The sequence below is a fragment of the Salinimonas profundi genome, assembly GCF_014750655.1.
GTDB lineage: Bacteria > Pseudomonadota > Gammaproteobacteria > Enterobacterales > Alteromonadaceae > Alteromonas > Alteromonas profundi_A.
Genome location: NZ_JABBXD010000001.1, coordinates 151,534 through 171,001 on the forward strand (window position 1 = coordinate 151,534; position 19,468 = coordinate 171,001).

22 protein-coding genes and 1 tRNA gene are annotated in these 19,468 nt (G+C 49.1%); 14 read left to right on the plus strand and 9 right to left on the minus strand.

From position 1 onward, the window contains the following. Positions 1-6: 6 nt before the first annotated feature. Together HHX48_RS00630 and HHX48_RS00635 are read right to left on the minus strand one after the other, a co-directional pair. Positions 7-1,137, minus strand: a complete 1,131-nt coding sequence (locus HHX48_RS00630) for a M14 family metallopeptidase (protein WP_191021717.1) — start codon at positions 1,135-1,137, stop codon at positions 7-9. Positions 1,138-1,142: 5 nt separating this feature from the next. Continuing rightward, positions 1,143-1,898 carry a HesA/MoeB/ThiF family protein gene (locus tag HHX48_RS00635; protein ID WP_191021718.1) on the minus strand — a complete coding sequence of 252 codons (756 nt, stop codon included), beginning with the start codon at positions 1,896-1,898 and terminating at the stop codon, positions 1,143-1,145. A gap of 117 nt (positions 1,899-2,015) precedes the next feature. Between HHX48_RS00635 and moaB the strand changes: the two genes are divergently transcribed. Genes moaB through HHX48_RS00670 form a run of 7 tightly spaced genes read left to right on the plus strand, consistent with a single transcriptional unit; the run spans position 2,016 to position 6,171 of the window. Continuing rightward, positions 2,016-2,528: a molybdenum cofactor biosynthesis protein B gene (gene moaB / locus HHX48_RS00640; RefSeq protein WP_191021719.1), complete on the plus strand. Its 513-nt coding sequence runs from the start codon at positions 2,016-2,018 to the stop codon at positions 2,526-2,528. Continuing rightward, positions 2,525-3,007: a cyclic pyranopterin monophosphate synthase MoaC gene (gene moaC / locus HHX48_RS00645; protein WP_191021720.1), complete on the plus strand. Its 483-nt coding sequence runs from the start codon at positions 2,525-2,527 to the stop codon at positions 3,005-3,007. The genes moaB and moaC overlap by 4 nt, the downstream gene beginning before the upstream one ends. Then, positions 3,004-3,249 (plus strand): MoaD/ThiS family protein, encoded by a 246-nt coding sequence (locus HHX48_RS00650; protein WP_191021721.1) that lies wholly within the window; start codon positions 3,004-3,006, stop codon positions 3,247-3,249. Before moaC ends, HHX48_RS00650 begins: the two co-directional genes overlap by 4 nt. Next, complete coding sequence (locus HHX48_RS00655) at positions 3,250-3,717, plus strand: molybdenum cofactor biosynthesis protein MoaE (protein WP_191021722.1); 468 nt, start codon at positions 3,250-3,252, stop codon at positions 3,715-3,717. Beyond that, on the plus strand, positions 3,693-4,487 hold the full coding sequence (modA, locus tag HHX48_RS00660) for a molybdate ABC transporter substrate-binding protein (protein ID WP_191021723.1): 795 nt from the start codon (positions 3,693-3,695) through the stop codon (positions 4,485-4,487). Before HHX48_RS00655 ends, modA begins: the two co-directional genes overlap by 25 nt. Further along, positions 4,484-5,164, plus strand: coding sequence for a molybdate ABC transporter permease subunit (gene modB, locus HHX48_RS00665; RefSeq protein ID WP_191021724.1), 681 nt, complete (start codon positions 4,484-4,486; stop codon positions 5,162-5,164). The genes modA and modB overlap by 4 nt, the downstream gene beginning before the upstream one ends. Continuing rightward, positions 5,149-6,171, plus strand: a complete 1,023-nt coding sequence (locus HHX48_RS00670) for an ATP-binding cassette domain-containing protein (protein WP_191021725.1) — start codon at positions 5,149-5,151, stop codon at positions 6,169-6,171. The genes modB and HHX48_RS00670 overlap by 16 nt, the downstream gene beginning before the upstream one ends. A 5-nt stretch (positions 6,172-6,176) precedes the next feature. On the opposite strand, the gene hemN is transcribed toward HHX48_RS00670, so the two are convergent. Next, positions 6,177-7,544, minus strand: a complete 1,368-nt coding sequence (gene hemN, locus HHX48_RS00675) for an oxygen-independent coproporphyrinogen III oxidase (RefSeq protein WP_191021726.1) — start codon at positions 7,542-7,544, stop codon at positions 6,177-6,179. A 356-nt stretch (positions 7,545-7,900) separates the two neighbouring features. On the opposite strand from hemN, the gene HHX48_RS00680 reads away from it, so the two are divergent. From HHX48_RS00680 to HHX48_RS00695, 4 genes are read left to right on the plus strand one after another with little or no spacing between them, the layout of a single operon-like run. Continuing rightward, entirely contained in the window at positions 7,901-8,584 is a 684-nt protein-coding gene (locus HHX48_RS00680) for a histidine phosphatase family protein (protein WP_191021727.1), read from the plus strand. A 13-nt stretch (positions 8,585-8,597) separates the two neighbouring features. After that, a complete protein-coding gene (locus HHX48_RS00685) occupies positions 8,598-9,821 on the plus strand; it encodes an acyl-CoA dehydrogenase family protein (RefSeq protein WP_191021728.1) in 1,224 nt (407 codons plus the stop codon). Then, positions 9,821-10,846, plus strand: coding sequence for a phosphotransferase family protein (locus HHX48_RS00690; RefSeq protein WP_191021729.1), 1,026 nt, complete (start codon positions 9,821-9,823; stop codon positions 10,844-10,846). Before HHX48_RS00685 ends, HHX48_RS00690 begins: the two co-directional genes overlap by 1 nt. A gap of 18 nt (positions 10,847-10,864) precedes the next feature. Beyond that, positions 10,865-11,839 carry an NADPH:quinone oxidoreductase family protein gene (locus HHX48_RS00695; RefSeq protein WP_191022560.1) on the plus strand — a complete coding sequence of 325 codons (975 nt, stop codon included), beginning with the start codon at positions 10,865-10,867 and terminating at the stop codon, positions 11,837-11,839. Between the two features lie 288 nt (positions 11,840-12,127). On the opposite strand, the gene HHX48_RS00700 is transcribed toward HHX48_RS00695, so the two are convergent. Continuing rightward, a complete protein-coding gene (locus HHX48_RS00700; protein ID WP_191021730.1) occupies positions 12,128-12,895 on the minus strand; it encodes an SDR family NAD(P)-dependent oxidoreductase in 768 nt (255 codons plus the stop codon). A gap of 238 nt (positions 12,896-13,133) precedes the next feature. Between HHX48_RS00700 and HHX48_RS00705 the strand changes: the two genes are divergently transcribed. Then, a complete protein-coding gene (locus HHX48_RS00705; protein ID WP_191021731.1) occupies positions 13,134-14,930 on the plus strand; it encodes an acyl-CoA dehydrogenase C-terminal domain-containing protein in 1,797 nt (598 codons plus the stop codon). Positions 14,931-15,120: 190 nt separating this feature from the next. Here HHX48_RS00705 and HHX48_RS00710 read toward each other — a convergent pair whose 3' ends face one another. The 5 genes from HHX48_RS00710 to HHX48_RS00730 all read right to left on the minus strand — a co-directional run bounded on the left by HHX48_RS00710 (position 15,121) and on the right by HHX48_RS00730 (position 18,643). Continuing rightward, entirely contained in the window at positions 15,121-15,516 is a 396-nt protein-coding gene (locus tag HHX48_RS00710) for a DUF3718 domain-containing protein (RefSeq protein WP_191021732.1), read from the minus strand. A gap of 251 nt (positions 15,517-15,767) precedes the next feature. Continuing rightward, on the minus strand, positions 15,768-16,265 hold the full coding sequence (locus tag HHX48_RS00715; protein ID WP_191021733.1) for an energy transducer TonB: 498 nt from the start codon (positions 16,263-16,265) through the stop codon (positions 15,768-15,770). Positions 16,266-16,374: 109 nt separating this feature from the next. Continuing rightward, positions 16,375-17,277, minus strand: a complete 903-nt coding sequence (locus HHX48_RS00720) for a LysR family transcriptional regulator (protein WP_191022562.1) — start codon at positions 17,275-17,277, stop codon at positions 16,375-16,377. A gap of 171 nt (positions 17,278-17,448) precedes the next feature. After that, positions 17,449-17,562, minus strand: coding sequence for an entericidin A/B family lipoprotein (locus HHX48_RS00725; RefSeq protein WP_397541057.1), 114 nt, complete (start codon positions 17,560-17,562; stop codon positions 17,449-17,451). A 64-nt stretch (positions 17,563-17,626) separates the two neighbouring features. Next, on the minus strand, positions 17,627-18,643 hold the full coding sequence (locus HHX48_RS00730) for a mechanosensitive ion channel family protein (RefSeq protein WP_191021735.1): 1,017 nt from the start codon (positions 18,641-18,643) through the stop codon (positions 17,627-17,629). A 281-nt stretch (positions 18,644-18,924) separates the two neighbouring features. Between HHX48_RS00730 and HHX48_RS00735 the strand changes: the two genes are divergently transcribed. Together HHX48_RS00735 and HHX48_RS00740 are read left to right on the plus strand one after the other, a co-directional pair. After that, entirely contained in the window at positions 18,925-19,227 is a 303-nt protein-coding gene (locus HHX48_RS00735) for a 4a-hydroxytetrahydrobiopterin dehydratase (RefSeq protein ID WP_191022564.1), read from the plus strand. Between the two features lie 169 nt (positions 19,228-19,396). Then, positions 19,397-19,468: transfer RNA gene (locus tag HHX48_RS00740), tRNA-Met, on the plus strand.

The window sequence follows — 19,468 nt, forward strand, 5'->3', positions numbered from 1 at the left end:
CTTTTTTTATTCACTGGTAATGTCAAAGTACCGGGTAAACGCTTTGTACAGCTGCGTGCCACTGAGTACCGATGCAGAAGGAAAATGCAGTATCGGGATCATGTCGCATGGGGCGCTCACAGTAAATGTCGCATGCTCGTTATCTAGCTCATCAATATTCAGCACCCGGGCAAGTGTATCGCCGGTGCTGATCTTTTCACCGGGCCGGGCCACATACTCCACCATGCCGCCCCACTGTGTGTACAATGTGCGGTAATCTCTCAGGTAAACGCCAACCCGCCGCATCGTTAACGGCTGATACGGACAGTCTTCAATGACGCCGCGCTTACCCAGATAAGACAAAATGCTTTGCGCATCCTGCTTGCCGTCTTCAAACGCAATCACCTCCTGACTGCCCATTTCCAGTGTCATGGCTTCTACATTACAGCTCACCGTTTCCTGACGCTGGGTTGAAATAAGCGATTGCAGCGTCCACCACGGACAAAATGTGGCTTCGTCAAGCGCGCCGGCGAATTGATTCGGAATGAGAATGGTATGTGGGATATTGAGCAATTTGGCCGCATCAGCAGCATATTCGGGCAGGTAAACGTGACGGGTAGAGACCGGCCCGTTGTGTAAATCCAGTACAATATCCGCATCCACAGCGAGTAGCTGAAGTTTCAGGTTAAGCTGCTGGGCAAGACCCAGGCCCCAGCCCGACTGCAATTTTTCATTGATTGCTTCACGCCAGAAGTCCCTGAAGCGCTGCTTTACAGACGCTATACTTTCCTCGGCCGATACTGTTTCGGCAAAGGCGTGGACTTTTTGCTCATCGTAAAAGTAACCGCGGTTCCAGTTGGTGCCGTTGACCGGATCAAACCGACCCAGGGTATATTCACCAGCCTTGATATTTGTGCCTACCGGATTGCAGTTTGGTACCAGAATGATGTCACCACACACATCAAGCTGCTTCAGATATTGTATAAGCTGATAGATGACAACATTGCCCTGAACTTCTGCGCCGTGGATAGAGCTTTGTATGTACACGGTAGGGCCGGGTCGGCTGCCGGTAATGCGATAGACAGGAACGTTCATATTACGTCCCGATGCATTTTGTGCCACCACCATGTGGGACTTAACGATACTATTTTGCGTCATGGGAATCACTTTTTCTGACAAATGGGGCAATCTGATTTACGCGGGACCTGATACTGTTGCCACTGACCAGACAGGCCGTCAAACAGCTGTAAACTGCCGATTGGAGGCTGACCAATGCCGGCAATAACCTGCATGGCCAGAAGCGCCTGCTGTGCGCCAATAATTGCTACAACAGGTGCAAAAATGCCGGCTTCGGTACAACTAAGTGGCTTGTCATTTATCAATGCGCCCAGGCAGGCATAGCATGGTGAGTCAGGCGCATAGCAGGTAACAAACAACTGCCCTTCAAAGCGGATTGCCGCGCCACTGACCATGGGGGTTTTCACAGCAGCGCAGGCCTGATTTATTTCCATACGGCTGGCGAGGTTGTCGGTACAGTCAATCACAATATCATGCATGCTGACCTCATGGGCGAGGGCTTTTGCCGTCAACCGGTGATCTGTTGTATTAATCTGACAGTGAGCGTTTAGCTGTAACAGCCGATCCTTGGCCGCGACGACTTTAAGACGACCGACATCATCGTCGCCAAACAGAATCTGTCGCGGCAGGTTTGTCACCGCGACACTATCGTCATCCACCAGAGTCAGGTGACCAATACCAGCGCTGGCCAGAAGCTGGGCGGCACTACAGCCAAGACCGCCCATACCGATAATCAGTACACGGGCGTTGAGTAACTGCTCCTGACCGTCTATATCAATTTGAGGCAATACAATCTGACGGTTATACCGTAGCGCCTGTTCACGACTGATGGGATTTGTCATAGTGAAAAAATAAAATAGTGAAATAATTCAGAAAAACAAACGTATATGCGTTTGATTGGCATTCGTTTACGATACCATAATCTCATTCGTTCACAGAATCACTTTGCGAAGGGCTACATGTCTGAAACCATTACTTCATTAAATATTGCGGTGCTGACCGTGTCGGATACCCGCACTGTCGACAGCGATAAATCAGGGCAATATCTGGTCGAAGCGATCGAAGCAGCAGGGCACCGGTTAATTGACCGTGCGCTGGTAAAAGACGATATTTATAAACAACGCGCGGTGGTCTCTGACTGGATAGCCAGAGACGACGTGCATGCAGTCATTTCAACCGGGGGAACGGGCTTTACCTCGCGCGATGATACGCCGGAAGCCCTGCGGGTTTTATTTGATAAAGACGTCGATGGATTCGGTGAGCTGTTTCGTCAGATTTCCTATGAGGAAATCGGCACCTCGACTATCCAGTCCCGGGCGGTGGCCGGTTTTGCCAACCGTACCGTTATCTTTTGTCTGCCCGGGTCCACCGGAGCCTGTAAGACTGGCTGGACGAAGCTTATCAAAAGCCAGCTGGATGCGAGTTATAAACCCTGCAATTTTGTCGGACACCTTACCGGAGCCATGTCATGACAGGCTTCAGTCACCTTAATGCGAAAGGCGAGGCGAACATGGTCGATGTCTCGCAAAAAGATGTGACCGTTCGCGAGGCCACTGCAGCAGGCTACCTGTATGCCAGTGATGAGGTATTGTCAGCCATCGCGGATGACCGGATTGCCAAAGGTGACGTTTTTGCTGTGGCGCGTATTGCCGGTATTCAGGGGGCAAAGCGCTGCGCCGATCTTATTCCGCTGTGTCATCCTCTGGCGTTGTCAAAAGTGGATATTCAGTTTGAGGTGCAACCTGAATCAAAGCGCATCGAAGTGCGGTGTTTATGTAAACTGGCGGGGAAGACTGGTGTTGAGATGGAAGCACTGACGGGCGTTAATATTGCGTTGCTAACGCTTTTTGATATGTGCAAGGCGCTGGACCCGGGCATGCAGCTGGATAACATTCGTGTGCTCAACAAGCAGGGTGGAAAAACAGGCCTGTGGGAGAATCCATCAATATGATTACAGTTAAGGCGTTTGCCCAGGTCAGGGAAGTCGTTGGCAAGGAGACATGGCAGGTAGCTGGTGCGCATAATCAAACCGTGGCTGATGTGCTGGATAACCTGTGTGAGCTCGATTCACGCTGGCGAGCGGCAATGGATGATGAGCTTCTGGTTGCAGTTAATCACACGATGCGCGATAGCAGCTTCACCGTCAATGACGGAGACGAAGTTGCTTTTTTTCCTCCGGTGACCGGAGGATAAATGTTCGCCAGAGTCAGTGATACCGATTTTAACCAACAACGCCTTTACGATGAGCTGGTGGCTGGCTGCGCAGCATCACCAGGCGGTATCGTGACATTTACCGGTCTTGTCAGAGATTTCAATGATAACGGAAAAATCGACGGACTGAGTCTTGAGCATTATCCGCCTATGACTGAACACGCGATGAGATCGCTGGCCGAACAGGCCATCTCGCGCTTTGCATTAACAAATGCAGGTATCGTGCACCGCGTCGGGCATCTTAGTAATTTTTCACAGATTGTCTGGGTAGGGTGTGCCGCATCCCATCGCGCGTCCGCCTTTGATGCCGCTTGCTACATAATGGATACGCTCAAAACTGCAGTACCGCTGTGGAAAAAAGAGTTTCAAAACGGCACGGGGCACTGGGTAAAAGCAAAAGCATCCGATGCGGATGCATCACTGGCATGGATGAAAGACAACGACAGATGAAGCTATTTCTGCCCATTCTATTATGCTCTCTGGTAATGATAGTTTCTCCAATTGTTTACGCTGAAAAAAAGCCGCTGCGACTGGCCGTATCGGCAAATTTTGCGCCGGCACTGAATGAAGTTGTCCGGGAGTTTTCTGCCCGTACTGGTATTCCTGCCACGGTGACTGTTGCATCAAGTGGCACGCTATTCGCGCAAATCAGGAAAGGAGCACCTTTTGATGTGTTTTTATCGGCTGATGCTCGTCGACCCCATCAGCTTGTCAGTGAGCATCTGGCCGACGCTGATTCATTGATAACTTACGCCGTCGGTCAGCTGGCATATGTTTCAAACGATAAGAATATCAACGATGTAGATAGCCTGATTGCCGCGCTTAGCCATAACCCGATGCGACTGGCCATAGCGCATCCTGATTTGGCGCCCTATGGCAAGGCGGCGCAGCAGTTTCTGCGCTCCGGTGGGTTAGAGGACGACTATGCAGGTCGCCTGATACGGGGAAAAAATGTGTTGCAGGCGTGGCAGTATTTTGAAACGGGGAACGTCAGTCAGGCCTTAATCGCAGCATCGCTGGTAGCAGATATACATAAGGGTAAGGTGATCATCCCTTCTTATTTGCACGATGACATTACGCAAAAGCTGGTTATTCCGCTTTCATCTGACAGAAAAGCTGATGCGATGCGCTTTATCTGCTTTCTGGTCTCTGAATCTGTGCAGAAATCCCTACAGGAAACTGGTTATAAACCTGTCAATAAGCCGGAAGTGTGTACGTGAGTGATGATGTAGGGGCAATCTGGCTAACGCTAAAACTGGCGGCGATGACCAGTATTATCCTGTTGATCATTGCCACACCGCTGGCATGGTACTTATCTTGTTGGCAGCACCGACTTAAAAATATCGTGCTGTCGGTTATTGCACTGCCACTCATTCTGCCTCCCACAGTACTTGGATTTTATCTGCTTCTGGCGTTTGCCCCCGACAGCTGGCCGGGTCAGTGGTGGCAAACCGTGTTTGGTACCTCTCTGGCATTTTCATTCAGTGGTCTGGTTATCGGCTCTGTGATTTATTCGCTGCCATTTGCCGTACAGCCCTTGTATACCGGTTTCACACAACTCGACCGTCGTTATCTGGAAGTGGGTAAAACATTTGGCATGGGACGGTTTTCGCAATTCTCACGGATTGTTGTGCCGCTGTGTCAGTCTTATTTTTTTGTGGCGCTGGGTCTGACCTTTGCTCATACCATTGGTGAGTTTGGTGTGGTATTGATGATTGGCGGCAATATTCCCGGGCAAACACAGGTTATCTCTATTGCGCTGTATGACCATGTCGAAATGGGACAGTATCAGCAGGCCCACTGGCTGGCAGCAGGATTAATGCTCTTCTCATTCTTGTTGTTGTGCCTATTATACTGGGCCAATCGCGGAGGAGGCCGGCAATGGAGTTTTCGGTAACACTACCGCGCACTACCGAGTTCACACTGAACGCGACTGCCTCTTTGCTGAATTTTTCCATGGTGGGGCTGACTGGTCCCTCCGGTGCCGGCAAAACGTCCTTATTCAGAGCGCTGGCCGGCCTTGAAAAAGACGCGCAGATTCAAAGCCGCTTCAGACAGGGGGCATTAAATCGTCACCGCGTCGGTATGGTATTTCAGGAGCCTTTATTGCTGCCACATCTTACCGTTGCGGGTAATCTGCAGTTGGCCACACGGTACAAAGCATCGAAGCGATCCGTGCAGCAGGATGATGAAGCGATAATCGCGGGTTGTCATTGTCAGCATCTGTTAGCGCGATCACCTAGTGCATTATCAGGCGGCGAGGCACAGCGTGTCGCATTGGCAAGAGCGCTGCTCAATCAGCCGGAATTGTTACTGCTTGATGAGCCATTGAGTGCCGTGGACCAGTCTACCCGGGCAAGTATTATGCAGTGGCTCCGGCAAGTTGCCGAACAGGGCCTGCCAATGATTCTGATTAGTCATGATATCAGCGATCTCTGGCTATATTGTCAGTCTTTATTGCTTATGCAGGACGGTGAAATCGTACGTCATGACGTTCCTTCAGAGGTGATCCATGCCATGTATCAGCAAAGTGCAGATAGCAGAGTCCGGCATGTTGCGATACTCAGCGGCCCGGTCAGAATGGGTGACACAAATGACATGTGGACTGAATTTGAGTGTGAGGCGCAGCCCTTGTATACGTGTCGTCACGCAGCCGGTGATGCAAAGGCGACACTGAGTGTTGCCGCCCACACCGTTGTCATTGACAAAGATGGTCAAGTACCAACCAGCTTGGATAACCAGTTTATGTGTGAGGTTCAAAGTATCGGGCAACCCTGTAACGGCGAGATCACCGTGTCGTTGCAACGTGGTAGTGCCCGGTTGTACGCGACAATCTCTGCTGCTGCGGTCAGCAGATTGCATTTACGCATTGGCGATACCGTCCGGGCCAGCTTTCCGGCATAACCACGCTATATAACACGGGAGTAACGGTGGGTAATGTCAGGCTGGTTAAGATAAGCATCGAATGTGCTGCAGATAGTACGAATCAGCAATCGGGCGGTCTCACTGACCCGGATGCCATCATCGCTAAGCATTACCAAATTATCCTCGACAAAGGGCGCCAGCCGGGCCAGCTCGTCGGCTAAATAGGTAGTGGGGCAGATGGCAAACTTAGCTGCTAGCTGGGCGTAAGATAAACGCAAGTTACACATCAGTGACTGAATGACAAAGCGTCTTATTTTATCATCATCGTTAAGACGGTAACCTACCGGAGATAGCGGCTTACCGGCATCCAGTTGTGCATAATACGCGTTGAGCTGTTTGGGATTCTGGCTGTAGACATCGGCTGTTTCGCTGATAGCAGATACCCCCAGACCGAGCATATCCAGGTCATCGTGGGTAGTGTAGCCCTGAAAGTTCCGGTGTAACGAACCGTTTTCCTTTGCTTTACATAATGCATCGTCAGGCCGTGCAAAGTGGTCCATCCCGATCATCACGTAGCCGGCATCGGTGAGTGTCTTAATGGCCAGCTCCATCAGCGTCAGTTTTTGCTCCGCTGAGGGTAGCCAGACATCTTTGATTTTTCGCTGCGCCGCGAAGCGTGCCGGCAGATGCGCATAGCTGAAGAGCGAAATTCTGTCAGGCGCCATCACGAGCACATCCGCCAGCGTTGCCGCCAAAGTTTCAGTATTCTGTCTGGGCAGGCCATAAATCAGATCCAAATTAACGGACGACATGCCAATCATTTGTGCGTGTTTTACCAGCGACGTGATGTGTCCGGTGTCTTGGACCCGGTTGATCGTGTGCTGCACCTGGTGATCAGTATCCTGAACCCCGAAAGAGACCCGGTTATAACCCAGTTGCATCAGCCAGCCCAGATAAGATTTATCGGTGTGTCGGGGATCAAGCTCTATGCTTATCAGAGCATCCTGTGCCACATCAAAATACTGCCTTAACATTGCCATTAGCCGGGTATGCTGCGCAACGGTCAGGAAACTGGGAGAGCCACCTCCCAGATGGATTTGTCTGACCTGTCTGCCAGTGGTTAGAACACAGCGTTGTCGAATTTCTTTTTCTAAATAATCGAGATACCGTTCGGCGCGATCCTGATGTCGCGTCACAATCTTGTTGCATCCGCAGTAAAAGCAAAGGCTGTGACAAAAAGGAATATGCATATAAAGTGAAAAATCCCGGTCACCTGGCATATTTTCCACAGACAGTAGCGTTTTATCATCATAGGCTCTGAACTGAAGGGCTGTGGGATAAGATGTGTAGCGCGGACCATTGATATTGTATTTTGCAGCTAGTGTGCGATCGATGATGGCTGATTCAGACATATTCTGGTCTCTGTGTGATGATTGGCCGAAGTCTAGCCGAAAGACGGCCGACGCACTTTGCGCCAGATCAATAAGCCCTTGTAAAGCAGCGTATTTACAGTCAGGGGCATGGCTATAATTGCTGTGGGCCCCAGCCGAATAAAGCCGCCTGATAATTTCATGCGTATGCAACTGCCTATACGTATTAATGCGCTCAGGGTCCTTTCCACACCTGTTTGCAGCCGGTAGTCCAACGCTTTATATGCCATTGCACTGCCTATCAGAACGATGAATAGGCGCGCATTCACAAGAGTAATTACACTTGTCCATCGCGTTTTTCTACTATGGTATCAGTGAAAAATACAGTACGGATTGTTATGACAGAGATTTATCTGGTTAGGCACGGTCAGGCCTCCATGGGGCAGGATAATTACGACGTACTCAGTGCTTTAGGCGAACAACAGGCACAATGGCTTGCCGATTATTTTGACGAGCATGAAATGCAATTCGACCAGCTTTACTGCGGTACTCTGCAACGCCAAATCAAAACCATTGAGCCCGTCTTTAGGACACTGGCCGCTAAATCAGCTTCGCTTGCCAGCCCACAACAACTACCGGCATTTAATGAGTTTGATTTTATGCAGATAATTCGGGAGTTTTTAAAGCACAATCCTGAATACCACAGGGATTCGCCTACCGCCAAATACTGGTTCAGACTGTTAAAACTCAGCATGAATGCGTGGGGCAATAATGCGCTTCCCTATTCGCCGGAAACTGAGCAGTGGACGGACTTTGTAAACCGTGTCAAAGCCGGACTGTCGACATGTACCGAAAATGATCCTAAGCGGGTTTTAGTGGTTTCATCGGGAGGTGTGATTGCGTGTGCAGTTGGTATCGTGCTCGGTCTGGAATCTCAACAAATAGTGCAACTGAATTTACAAATACAAAACGCCAGCATAACGCGTCTGTTTAAGGGGCGCGAAGGCTGGTCGCTTCATTCGTTTAATGCGCTGCCACACATGAGCTGTGCTTCACGCGCTGACAAGATAACCTATGCCTGAAAAAGGAACGAGCATGCATTTTGAGTATAACGACAAAACAACCACTCTTGCTAAAAAGCTCAGTGCTTTTATGGATAAGCACGTTTACCCGATAGAACAACGCTACACCCAAAGTTTCTCATCCAGTCCGACGCCGTGGAAAACGCCGGACATTATTGATGAACTTAAGAAAAAGGCTAAGGCCGAAGGGTTATGGAACCTCTTTTTACCCGAAGAGTACCTGCCTTATGGGGCAGGTTTGACAAATCTGGAGTATGCCCCGCTTTGCGAGATAATGGGGCGGGTACCGTTTTCATCAGAGATCTTCAATTGCAGCGCCCCTGACACCGGCAATATGGAGGTACTGGCAAAATACGGGACGGACGATCAAAAATCGAAATGGCTGGAGCCACTTCTTGAAGGCCGTATCCGGTCAGGCTTTGCGATGACTGAACCTGATGTCGCGTCAAGTGATGCCACAAATATCGAAACATCCATTCAAAAAGCGCAGGACAACTACGTTATCAATGGTCATAAATGGTACACCAGTGGTGCGATGAATGAAGACTGCAAAATTATGATTGTGATGGGCAAGACTGACCCGGATGCGCCCAGACATAAGCAGCAGTCACAAATACTGGTCCCCATGGAGACGCCAGGGGTGACCGTAAAGCGTCCCATGGCAGCCATGGGCTACCTCGATGAGCCTGTTGGTCACGCCGAGATTGTTTTTGATAATGTCACGGTGCCAGCCGAGAACATTATCTTAGGTGAGGGGCGCGGCTTTGAGATTGCGCAGGGACGACTCGGGCCGGGCCGTATTCATCATTGCATGCGCTTAATCGGGTGTGCGCAGCGCGCGCTTGATATGGCATGCCAGCGTGTCAATGAACGCGAGGCGTTTGGAAAACCACTGGCAAAGCAGCAATCTGTACGTGAGTCTATTGCCGAAATGCACTGTGACGTCGAGCAAGCGCGCTTGCTGACACTGAAAGCAGCAGATCAGATGGATCGTCATGGCAATAAGGTTGCCAAAGATCTTATCGCTGCCATAAAAATCGTCGCCCCGGCAATGGCGTGCAAGGTGATCGATGAAGCGATTCAGATGCATGGCGCACTGGGAACCAGCCAGGACACACCGCTGGCTGGCATGTACGCCTATGCACGAACCATCAGACTGGCAGACGGGCCAGATCAGGTGCATATGATGCAATTAGGCAAAAGTCTGATAGAACGGCATCAAAAGGAGGGAGCGTAATGAGCGTAAACCAGCTGGATATTGATGCCTTAAACAGCTACCTCAGCCGCAGCGCCAACAGTATTGGCGAGGTGACGGATTATAAGAAGTTTTCCGGGGGGCAGTCGAATCCCACATTTTTACTGACAACGGCATCGGGTAATGTGGTATTAAGGCGGCAGCCTCCGGGCAAGCTCTTAAAATCAGCGCATGCAGTGGATCGTGAATACCGGGTAATCGAAGCATTGCAGGATACCCGCGTTCCAGTGCCGGCGGTGCATCATTTTTGCAGAGATACTGAGGTGCTGGGCAGCATGTTTTACATCATGGAATATGTTTCAGGCGACATATTCTGGGATGCTGCACTTAAAGATATACCTGACAACCAGACTCGCGCGCACATGTATGACAATATGAATCAGGTGTTAGCTGATCTTCACGACGTCGATATTACCGCTGTGGGCCTGGATGATTTCGGAAAACCCGGCAATTACTTTGCACGGCAGGTAGAGCGGTGGACCCAACAATACCGGGCATCGGAGACAACGCCTCAGCCGGAAATGGAAAATTTAATTGATTACCTTAAGCAGAATCTGCCGGAAGATGATGGGCAGATATCACTGGTTCACGGGGATTTCCGGCTCGATAATATGATGTTTTCTGACCAGCGCGCTATTAACGCGGTGCTGGATTGGGAGTTATCCACCCTCGGCCATCCGTATGCCGACCTTGCTTATCAGTGTATGCAGTTAAGGCTACCGGCAAACCTGCCTCAGGCGCCAGGACTGGGAGGCCTGGACAGAGCTGCACTGGGCATCCCCAGTGAGCAAGATTATGTAGCTAAATATTGTGACAGGCGTAATCTGGCAGAGATAGATCGCTGGCCGTTTTATCTGGCTTTCAGTTTCTTCCGCTTAGCCGCCATTATTCAGGGCGTAGTCAAACGGGCACAAGAGGGGAATGCGTCCAGTGATAAAGCCAGAGAACTAGGCTCGATGGTCGCGCCACTTGCTGGTATGGCATTGAAAATTATAAGAAAGGAATAAAGCATGTCTGAACAACAAATGAAGGCAGTGGTCTGTCATGACTTCGGTCCACTTACAGACTTAAAGGTAGAAGAGATTGCGATCCCTGAAATTAAGCCTGAGCAAGTGCTCATTGAGGTAGAGGCTGCCGGGGTGAACTTTCCGGATGCACTGTTGGTTCAGGGCCTGTATCAGATTCAGCCTGAAACCCCGTTTACGCCAGGCTGTGAGGTTGCGGGGAAGGTGGTTAAGGTCGGAGACAGGGTTACGCATCTAACCCCCGGGCAGCGAGTTGTCGGGGTGTGTCAGATAGGGGGCTACGCGGAGCAGGTGGCTATCAATGCTGCACAAGTGATGCCCTTGCCTGACTTTATCCCGTCAGAAGAAGCGGCTGCGCTGGTAACTGCACACGCCACCGCACATCACGCGCTGAAACAACGCGCCCAGCTTCAGGCCGGCGAAACGCTGGTGGTTACCGGCGCTGCAGGTGGTACCGGTTTAGCCGCAGTCCAGATTGGCAAAGCGATGGGCGCGCGGGTAATAGCGGTGTGCTCCAGTGCACAAAAGCTGGAACTGGCGAAACAGCATGGAGCCGACGAGGGTATCAACTACACTGAAGAAGATCTTAAAGAAACGGTGAAATCCCTGACTGACGGGAACGGGGCCGATGTGGTTTATGAGTGTGTGGGCGGCGATAGTTTTGATGCGATGAGCCGCGCCATGGCGTGGGGTGGCCGGTTATTGGTTGTCGGCTTTGCCAGTGGTCAGATCCCGCGATTACCGGTCAACCTCACCTTAGTCAAGGGCTATTCTGTGGTAGGTGTGTTCTGGGGCGTTTTTACCCAAAAACAGCCTGATGTCTTCGCTAGTAATATGAAGGAGCTTATGCACTGGTATCAGCAGGAACAGGTTAAAGTGGTTATTGATAAGCGGTTTTCACTGGATGAGGCTACGCAGGCATTGCAATATATGACTGACAGAAAAGTGAAAGGAAAGGTTATTCTAACGATGTAACTTTGTCGGAAACAAAAAAACAGCCCCCTGAAGGGGACTGTTCTTCCATGCAGATGATATCTGCAAAACATACTGGCACGGCATCCTGCCATTTTAATATGTAAGTCGAAGCATCGGTAACAGCGACCCTGAAGAATTATCTGCAATAACACGATAATTGTGACGAAATCGTATTATTGATTGGGCGCTGCGAGATGCCCTTCTATTAAAGCTAGTTTTTCCGAATTAGGAAAGTAAGATGGTCATACTAAGGTATTATAAAAAATACCGTATTCTGCCAGTCTTTTGCTACCAGGCGCTCATCGCGCCATCGATAGCAACAGCTTGTCCACTCATAAATGAGTTTGCAGGAGATAACATCAACACCATTGCACTGACAACTTCCTGGGGATCAGCCATTCGCTTCATTGGACTTCCCATAACCAGCTGTGCGCGGCTTTCTTCTGAGGTAAATCCGCCTTTATCCAACAAGCTTGTCGGGCTGAAAAACGGGCAAATTGCGTTTACCTGAATATTTTTACGACCATACTCTACCGCCGCCGTTTTGGTTAATCCGACCACGCCATGTTTGACCGCTGAATAGGGGGCGGCTTTGGGGGCGCCCCCCAGTCCTGCCATTGAACTGACGTTAAGAACGTGCCCTTTACCGTTACTTAGCATAGCAGGAATCTGATGTTTCATTCCCAAAAACACGCCCTTGAGATTCACATTGAACTGCTCATCAATAGTCTTTTCATCCAGTGTGTGCAAGGCGCCGGGGATATGTGCGATGCCGGCATTATTAACCGCTATATCCAGTTTCCCGTAACTTTCCACTGCCAGTTCAACGAGTGCTTTATGCGACGCTTCATCAGAGACATCAGCTGTCATACAGACGACATCGCCGCCAGCTTCGCGCAAATCTTTTACCGCCGCCGCCAGCAATTCTTCATTGATATCGGCAAGCACCAGTTTACAGCCGCGATAGGCGAGGGCATCTGCCAGCAGACGACCAAAACCATCTGCTGCGCCAGTGATGATCGCGACCTGGCCCTGAAAGTTAAGAAGTGGATCCATGCTCATTCCTTCTTCATGTTGATTATCATTAAGTAAATTTTTACTGCTTACTTAGGAGAAAGTTTATTTAACGTTTCAGCAGTGATACTTCAGCATAACGCCGATAATGCGTCGGAGTATCAAAATTAGTGATAGTTGGCTATTAGCTCAATCAACTTGGCTGATTTGCTCAGCTTACTTACTATCTGACTATCCGGTGTCTCAGCACCATGGTCTGTAAGCACAAACAGGACTCACTATGGAAAACTATCGTTCGCCGCAACGCGATGCGGCCTTTGTAGCCTATGAGCTATTCGACTTTCAATCTCATTACGACGCGTTGGATCTGGAAGATGTCAGCCCTGAGCTGGTTAAAGCGATTCATGCCGAAGCAGCAAAGTTTGCTGATAACGTACTGGCGCCTATCAATCAAAGTGGAGATCAGGAAGGATGTCGCTGGGAAGATGGTAAGGTAACCACGCCAAAAGGCTTTAAGGAAGCGTATCAACAGTACGTTGAAGGTGGATGGCCGAGTATGTCACACCCGACAGAGTGGGGCGGACAGGGTTTGCCTTATTCACTGGCCACATCCATTGCTGAATTTTTCTCCGGCGCGAATCATTCCTGGGCGATGTATCCGGGCTTGTCGCAAGGCTGTATCTCTACCATTCTGGCGCACGGCACGCCGGCATTGAAGCAGCGTTTTCTGCCTAAGCTTATTGAAGGGAACTGGACGGGGACGATGTGTCTGACTGAAGCTCATTGCGGTTCAGATTTAGGTATGTTGCGGTGCAAAGCCGAGCCAAATGAAGATGGTTCGTATTCTATTACGGGCACCAAGATTTTTATCTCTGCCGGTGAGCATGACTTTGCAGACAACATTGTTCATATTGTTCTGGCCCGATTACCTGATGCGCCCGCCGGAACAAAAGGAATTTCGCTGTTTATTGTGCCAAAAGTTAATGTGAGTGAAGATGGTGAGCTGGCTGAACGTAATCAGGTGGAATGCGGTAGTATCGAACACAAAATGGGGATAAAGGCCAGTGCTACCTGTGTGATCAACTTCGACGGTGCAAAAGGTTATCTTATTGGTGAACCGAATCGTGGCCTGAACGGAATGTTCACGTTTATGAATATTGCTCGTATCGGTACAGGTCTGGAAGGCATGGCAGCGTCAGAAGCAGCGTTACAGGGCTCATTGCGGTATGCCAAAGATCGCACGCAGTTTCGTTCACCGACCCAAAGACAGGGGGAGCGCACCGCCGATCCTATCATCGTACATCCTGATGTCAGGCGCATGTTACTGACCCAAAAAGCATTCGCCGAAGGTAGCCGGGCGCTGGCTTACTATTGTATGCAGCAGGTCGATATTTCGCAGCGCAGTAAGGAGCCGGAATCTGTCCAATTGGCTGAGGCAAGATTGGCGTTACTCACGCCGATTGTTAAAGCATTTTTCACCGAAACTGCGCAGGAGGCAACCAGCCACGGGATACAGGTTTACGGTGGTCATGGTTATATCAGCGAATGGGGAATGGAGCAGCTGGCACGCGATACACGAATCAGCAGCCTTTACGAGGGCACTACAGGGATCCAGTCGCTGGATTTACTTGGTCGCAAGGTCCTCGGTTCAAAGGGCGAATTATTGGCTGTATTTTTAAAGGAAATCAGTGCGTTCTGTGACGCGTTAAACGCCGATGAACAAACTGATTTGTGGCGTAAACAACTAGGGCAGGCCATGCAGCAGTGGCAAACGTTAACTGCCAGTGTGGGTAAGGCTGTAGGGACCAATCCTGACGAACTGGGTGCTGCATCTGTCGATTATCTCATGTTCTCCGGCTACGTTACGCTGGCATACTACTGGCTGAGAATGGCGGTAGTGGCAAAACAAAAACTGGCTGAAGGCGCATCAGAAACCGACTTTTATCAGGGAAAAATTGCCACGGCAAAGTTTTACTTTTCCCGCTTGCTACCGCGGGCGCAGGCCCATGCGGCAGCGATAGAAGGTGGCGCAGATAGCCTGATGGAAATTGGTGAAGACATGTTCAAAGCGCAGTAATGTCTGAATACTAAAATCAAGGTCACCGGCGGTGGCCTTTTTTGTGCGCGTCACAAACACAGGTTTCTGCGCTAACGGAAAAACCACCCGAAGGTGGTTTTAGAATGAAGTCGCGGCCCCAGGGAGGGGGCCGCAGTGCGGGCGTTACCCCGCAACCATGTTGAATTGGTACATGGCTAATGTAACTGGTTTAGATACGGTCTGAAAGCTCATTGGCGATAGGGCTGCTCTGAAAACCATTTTCAGCAATCCACGCCTGAAGCGTTTTACCGTCAGCTTCTGGGTTTTGAAGTTCACGAGAAGGCATTTTCTTTACAAGCAGCGTGCCTACATCAACAGCATTGCTTTCAATTGCAGTGCGGATAAGGCTTTTACCGTTGCAGCTCACACCGGCATAGTAATCGTGCAGCTTCAGGCGGTAATCCGACTGAACGGCGCGCATTTTCTTGCGTAATTCGCCTTTATCGTTTGCCTGTACAATTGTACAAATATTTGCCAATGCGTCCTCAACGCCTGCCTGAGCAGTACCTGAGAAGATGAATGAAGCAGCAGCAACAGCTAAAGAGGTTTTAACGATTTTCAACATGGTTTCTTCCTAAATGCTTTGTTTTACCGAGCGGTTTGTTTGTTCGAGAGCAATTAAACAAGAATAAGTTGATTGAAAAAACAGCAAGAGTAATACTTTGGTATTTAAATATATACTAAAAGAAGGGTTTTTGATTACTATTTTAAGTTAACTTTATGATTTTTAAAATATTTTTATTTATACGTAAAATAGTGCTAGATTGATGCTTTTTGCTCAATTACGCGGTCAGGTGTAAGCGTATGCGATACGCATTAATGCGTATCACAGGGTAAAGCTGCAAACCGATCACAGCGCGTCTGGGCACTAGACTCCGTATCACCCATACAAAAATTGATTCGGAATTGCTTCACTTCATCACTTTTTTCAGCACCGGGCGGAACCTGCCACTTTATCAGCTTAGCGGGTTGTAAAAGCGTACTTGTCTTTAGGGTATCAGGCACTGAGCGTACGACATTGAGCGCCTTAACCTCACCATCTTTACTAATCCTGGTCTGGTACACTGCACAACCCTCTACACCCTTTAACGCCATAGATCTTGGATAGAGCAGGGGATGGAAATTTGCCCGTTGCCAGGATGTCGGCGAAGTAGCTTCCTGAGACGCCTGTGCTGAAGCTTCCTTATCAAGGCTTGATGATAATTCCTGATAATGGGTCACCCCTACGCCTTGCTGAGCCATTGCCGGTGTTGCGCAACATATCAGCATTGCAGGAATTAATAAGCTGCTAAGTTTTAGCTTTAAGGCTGGCATCCTGTAACTCCGGTATTCTGGGTAAGTCTCGACTATAACGTTGTGCCGGTGCAGATCGCAACAATCAAAATATAAGATTAAAGCGGTCAGTTAGCACCGGTACTTGGTGCTAATGAGGCTGATAGACTTTTGCTACTTCAAAGATTTGTTCACGCATCCACAGATGTGCTTGATCGTGATCTGCGCTGACGTGCCAGTATAAAAAGTACTCGACGGCTGGTAGATCCAAGGGTAAAGGGTAAATCGCCAGATCATAATGCTTCGCCAGGTGGTAAGGCATACAGGCTATCAGGTCAGTTTTTACGATAGCACTGGGTACTGTCAGAAAATGTTGACCCCGCATAACTACACGCCGCTTTTTGCCCAATTTATCCAGTGCAATATCAATCGGACCAGGCCCGCTCTTTCTGTGCGATACATGAATATGACCAAGCTTCAGGAAAGTGTCCAGGTCCAGACCATCGGTCAGTAAGGGATGGTCCGATCGTGCCAGCACGACAAACTGGTCTTCGGCAATTTTTTGTTTGCACAGGTGAGGATCTGTAAAGGTTGATGCATCGGCAAAAAAGTCCAGGCTTCCACTGGCCATTGCCGATACCACCTGGCTGCGACTAATTTCGTAATTGGTAACACTGATCCCCGGTGAAACCTCCTGTAATCTGCCAATAAGCCGGGGCATGATGCTTACCTCCAACAAATCGCGACTGGCAAAATTAAACGACTTTTCGGACGTCAGGGGATTAAATGTGTGGCTTTCCTGCACGCTGGTTCGCAAGAGCCGAAGTGCTTCTCTGGCTGGAACAATAATATTCTGTGCAACCGGCGTGGGTGTCATACTATGCCCGGTTCTGACAAATAATGGATCGCTCAGCATATCCCGTAATCGGGCCAGCGAGTTACTTACTGCTGGCTGAGTGATGCATAGCACATCTGCTGCCTTTGTCAGGCTACCCGCGGTATAAATGGCATCAAACACTGCAAACAGATTAAGATCAATTCGGTTAAGATTGATTGGCAGGGGTTGTTTTTCGCTGGACAAAAGCTGCTCCGTCAGGTTTAAATAACTATATCTTATAGATAAATGATTGCTGTATTCAACGTGTTTATAGCGGGATGGTTGTTTGAAGCCATTCTACCAATAAAAAAGGCCGCATCAGCGGCCTTTTAAATCTTTGAAGCGCGATTAGTTAGAGGCGTCTTCTGCGGTGTCTTCAACGGCTTCACCAGCTGACTGAATATCTTCACCAGCACCTTCGACGGTGGCGCAGCCGGTCAGCAGTGAGCCAAGAAAAGCCATCAGGATAACCAGGTAACGTGCATTTGTTGCTACTTTCATACTATTTCCTTACTTTTGTTTGTGTTTAAGCATGGTCGGCCCCGTTGCCCTCTCCGGGTGCATCAGCGCGTCCTGCTGACTGAGTACTTCCGGGCTTTTGGCCAGGTTTGTCTTCGCCACCCTCGGATGACGATTTCTTTTCTGCAGATTCAACTGCATTTAACATGCCATCAAGTTGTTTACCCCCTTTGGCATCAAAATCGAGTGTGCGGATGGGAAATGGAATAAGAATGTCATTGTCAGCCAGCGTTTTTCTGACGGTGACAATAGCGTCATGTCGCACCTTCATAAAGTTGTGTTCGCCAGGATATTTTATCCAGAACCACAACAGTAAATTTACGCTGCTGTCGCCGAAAGACTCAGCATAGACATCGGTCTCTTCATTTTTAATGACATAATCCCGCTGATTTATCGCTTCAACGATGACGTCTCTTGCTTTCACCGGATCATCGGCGTACGAAATGCCTACCGGTACTTCAATGCGACGGTAACCCAACGCGCTGTAGTTGGTAAGTATATTTCTGAAAAGTATCTTGTTAGGGATAATTTCCAGCTGGCCATGAAACGTCTCAACCAGCGTATTGCGCAAATTAATAGACCTTACATTGCCAAATACACCGTTTGCTTCAATCACGTCACCGATCTCGAAGGGCTTGCGAATCCCCATTGCAATGCCGGCGATAAAGTTCTCGGTCAAATCCTGAAAAGCAAAGCCGATAGCCAGGCCGACAATGCCGGCACCCGCGAGCAGTGAGGTGACCGTTCCCTGAAGGCCAACAAAGTCAAGTGCAATGAAGATACCCGCAATAGTGATGAACGCTTTGGCAATGGCAGTAATGAGATCGGCAATCTGGCGTGATTCGAAAGCCCGGCGCAAAATACGTTGAAGCGCACTGCCTGCTGCCTTGGCAATAAGTCCAAATGCAATCGCAATGACAATTGCCACTACCATATTAGGCAGATGCTTTATGCCTTCTTCCAGCCACGTTTGTAACTTACCGTTTATAAGCTTGTAGACCTCGTCAAGTTTAGGTAAATCCATAGTGATTCAGCTGTACTCCTGATTTAGGTATGTGAAAGTTAAGCCGCTAATTTCAATACAAATATAGTTAGCAGGAAGTTCATTTGTAATTGTTGCCCCGACCAGAACGCTACTAACAGAAAAGTGAGTAAAAACTACTTAGTTGTTGAAAAACAGACACAAAATTACACTGTAAATAATCCTGTGCGGATAAATGAAGAAAAAAGTGCATCTTAAGTCTTTCTGAACGGGCTTCCATGCTAATGTTTGATTTATCGCTAACAGAAAATAAGGGAACGGTTGTGGCAGAGAAATTATCAGATGAACAGGTCAAATCAGCGCTTGCCGAATTAAATACATTAACGGGCGACTCAGGAGAGTGGGTGCGTGAAGGCGATAAAATCTCCAAGACATTTGAATTTAAAAGCTTTATTCGCGCTTTCGGATGGATGAGCCAAATGGCGATTTGGGCTGAGAAACTGGTGCACCATCCAGAATGGTTTAACGTATATAATAAGGTTGAGGTTACGTTGACCACCCACGATGCCGGCGGTTTAACAGAGCTTGATTTTAAGATGGCTGAAAAAATGGAAAAATTTCGATAAGCAACAGTAGACGGCTTGGCTGCAGCAAAAATAAGCAGATCGCCTGTTTATCCATCGTTTAGTCAAATAAATGAAATATTGTCTGTTGAGAGCCTTGTCATTAAGTCGGCGCTATGTATAATACGCACCACTTGAGCAGGCCCAGAACACTTGCTTAAGATAGTACAGTCGCGGGATGGAGCAGTCTGGTAGCTCGTCGGGCTCATAACCCGAAGGTCGTTGGTTCAAATCCAGCTCCCGC

What these genes read in the sequence shown, in the direction of transcription:
- HHX48_RS00730 (WP_191021735.1), bottom strand. Translation starts at nt 18,643, where the DNA reads ATGGATTTACCTAAACTTGACGAGGTCTACAAGCTTATAAACGGTAAG.
- HHX48_RS00695 (WP_191022560.1), top strand. Translation starts at nt 10,865, where the DNA reads ATGAAGGCAGTGGTCTGTCATGACTTCGGTCCACTTACAGACTTAAAG.
- HHX48_RS00650 (WP_191021721.1), top strand. Translation starts at nt 3,004, where the DNA reads ATGATTACAGTTAAGGCGTTTGCCCAGGTCAGGGAAGTCGTTGGCAAG.
- HHX48_RS00705 (WP_191021731.1), top strand. Translation starts at nt 13,134, where the DNA reads ATGGAAAACTATCGTTCGCCGCAACGCGATGCGGCCTTTGTAGCCTAT.
- HHX48_RS00710 (WP_191021732.1), bottom strand. Translation starts at nt 15,516, where the DNA reads ATGTTGAAAATCGTTAAAACCTCTTTAGCTGTTGCTGCTGCTTCATTC.
- modA (WP_191021723.1), top strand. Translation starts at nt 3,693, where the DNA reads ATGGATGAAAGACAACGACAGATGAAGCTATTTCTGCCCATTCTATTA.
- HHX48_RS00635 (WP_191021718.1), bottom strand. Translation starts at nt 1,898, where the DNA reads ATGACAAATCCCATCAGTCGTGAACAGGCGCTACGGTATAACCGTCAG.
- HHX48_RS00690 (WP_191021729.1), top strand. Translation starts at nt 9,821, where the DNA reads ATGAGCGTAAACCAGCTGGATATTGATGCCTTAAACAGCTACCTCAGC.
- hemN (WP_191021726.1), bottom strand. Translation starts at nt 7,544, where the DNA reads ATGTCTGAATCAGCCATCATCGATCGCACACTAGCTGCAAAATACAAT.
- HHX48_RS00655 (WP_191021722.1), top strand. Translation starts at nt 3,250, where the DNA reads ATGTTCGCCAGAGTCAGTGATACCGATTTTAACCAACAACGCCTTTAC.
- HHX48_RS00715 (WP_191021733.1), bottom strand. Translation starts at nt 16,265, where the DNA reads ATGCCAGCCTTAAAGCTAAAACTTAGCAGCTTATTAATTCCTGCAATG.
- HHX48_RS00725 (WP_397541057.1), bottom strand. Translation starts at nt 17,562, where the DNA reads ATGGCTTTTCTTGGCTCACTGCTGACCGGCTGCGCCACCGTCGAAGGT.
- HHX48_RS00700 (WP_191021730.1), bottom strand. Translation starts at nt 12,895, where the DNA reads ATGGATCCACTTCTTAACTTTCAGGGCCAGGTCGCGATCATCACTGGC.
- HHX48_RS00670 (WP_191021725.1), top strand. Translation starts at nt 5,149, where the DNA reads ATGGAGTTTTCGGTAACACTACCGCGCACTACCGAGTTCACACTGAAC.
- moaB (WP_191021719.1), top strand. Translation starts at nt 2,016, where the DNA reads ATGTCTGAAACCATTACTTCATTAAATATTGCGGTGCTGACCGTGTCG.
- HHX48_RS00685 (WP_191021728.1), top strand. Translation starts at nt 8,598, where the DNA reads ATGCATTTTGAGTATAACGACAAAACAACCACTCTTGCTAAAAAGCTC.
- HHX48_RS00680 (WP_191021727.1), top strand. Translation starts at nt 7,901, where the DNA reads ATGACAGAGATTTATCTGGTTAGGCACGGTCAGGCCTCCATGGGGCAG.
- HHX48_RS00630 (WP_191021717.1), bottom strand. Translation starts at nt 1,137, where the DNA reads ATGACGCAAAATAGTATCGTTAAGTCCCACATGGTGGTGGCACAAAAT.
- moaC (WP_191021720.1), top strand. Translation starts at nt 2,525, where the DNA reads ATGACAGGCTTCAGTCACCTTAATGCGAAAGGCGAGGCGAACATGGTC.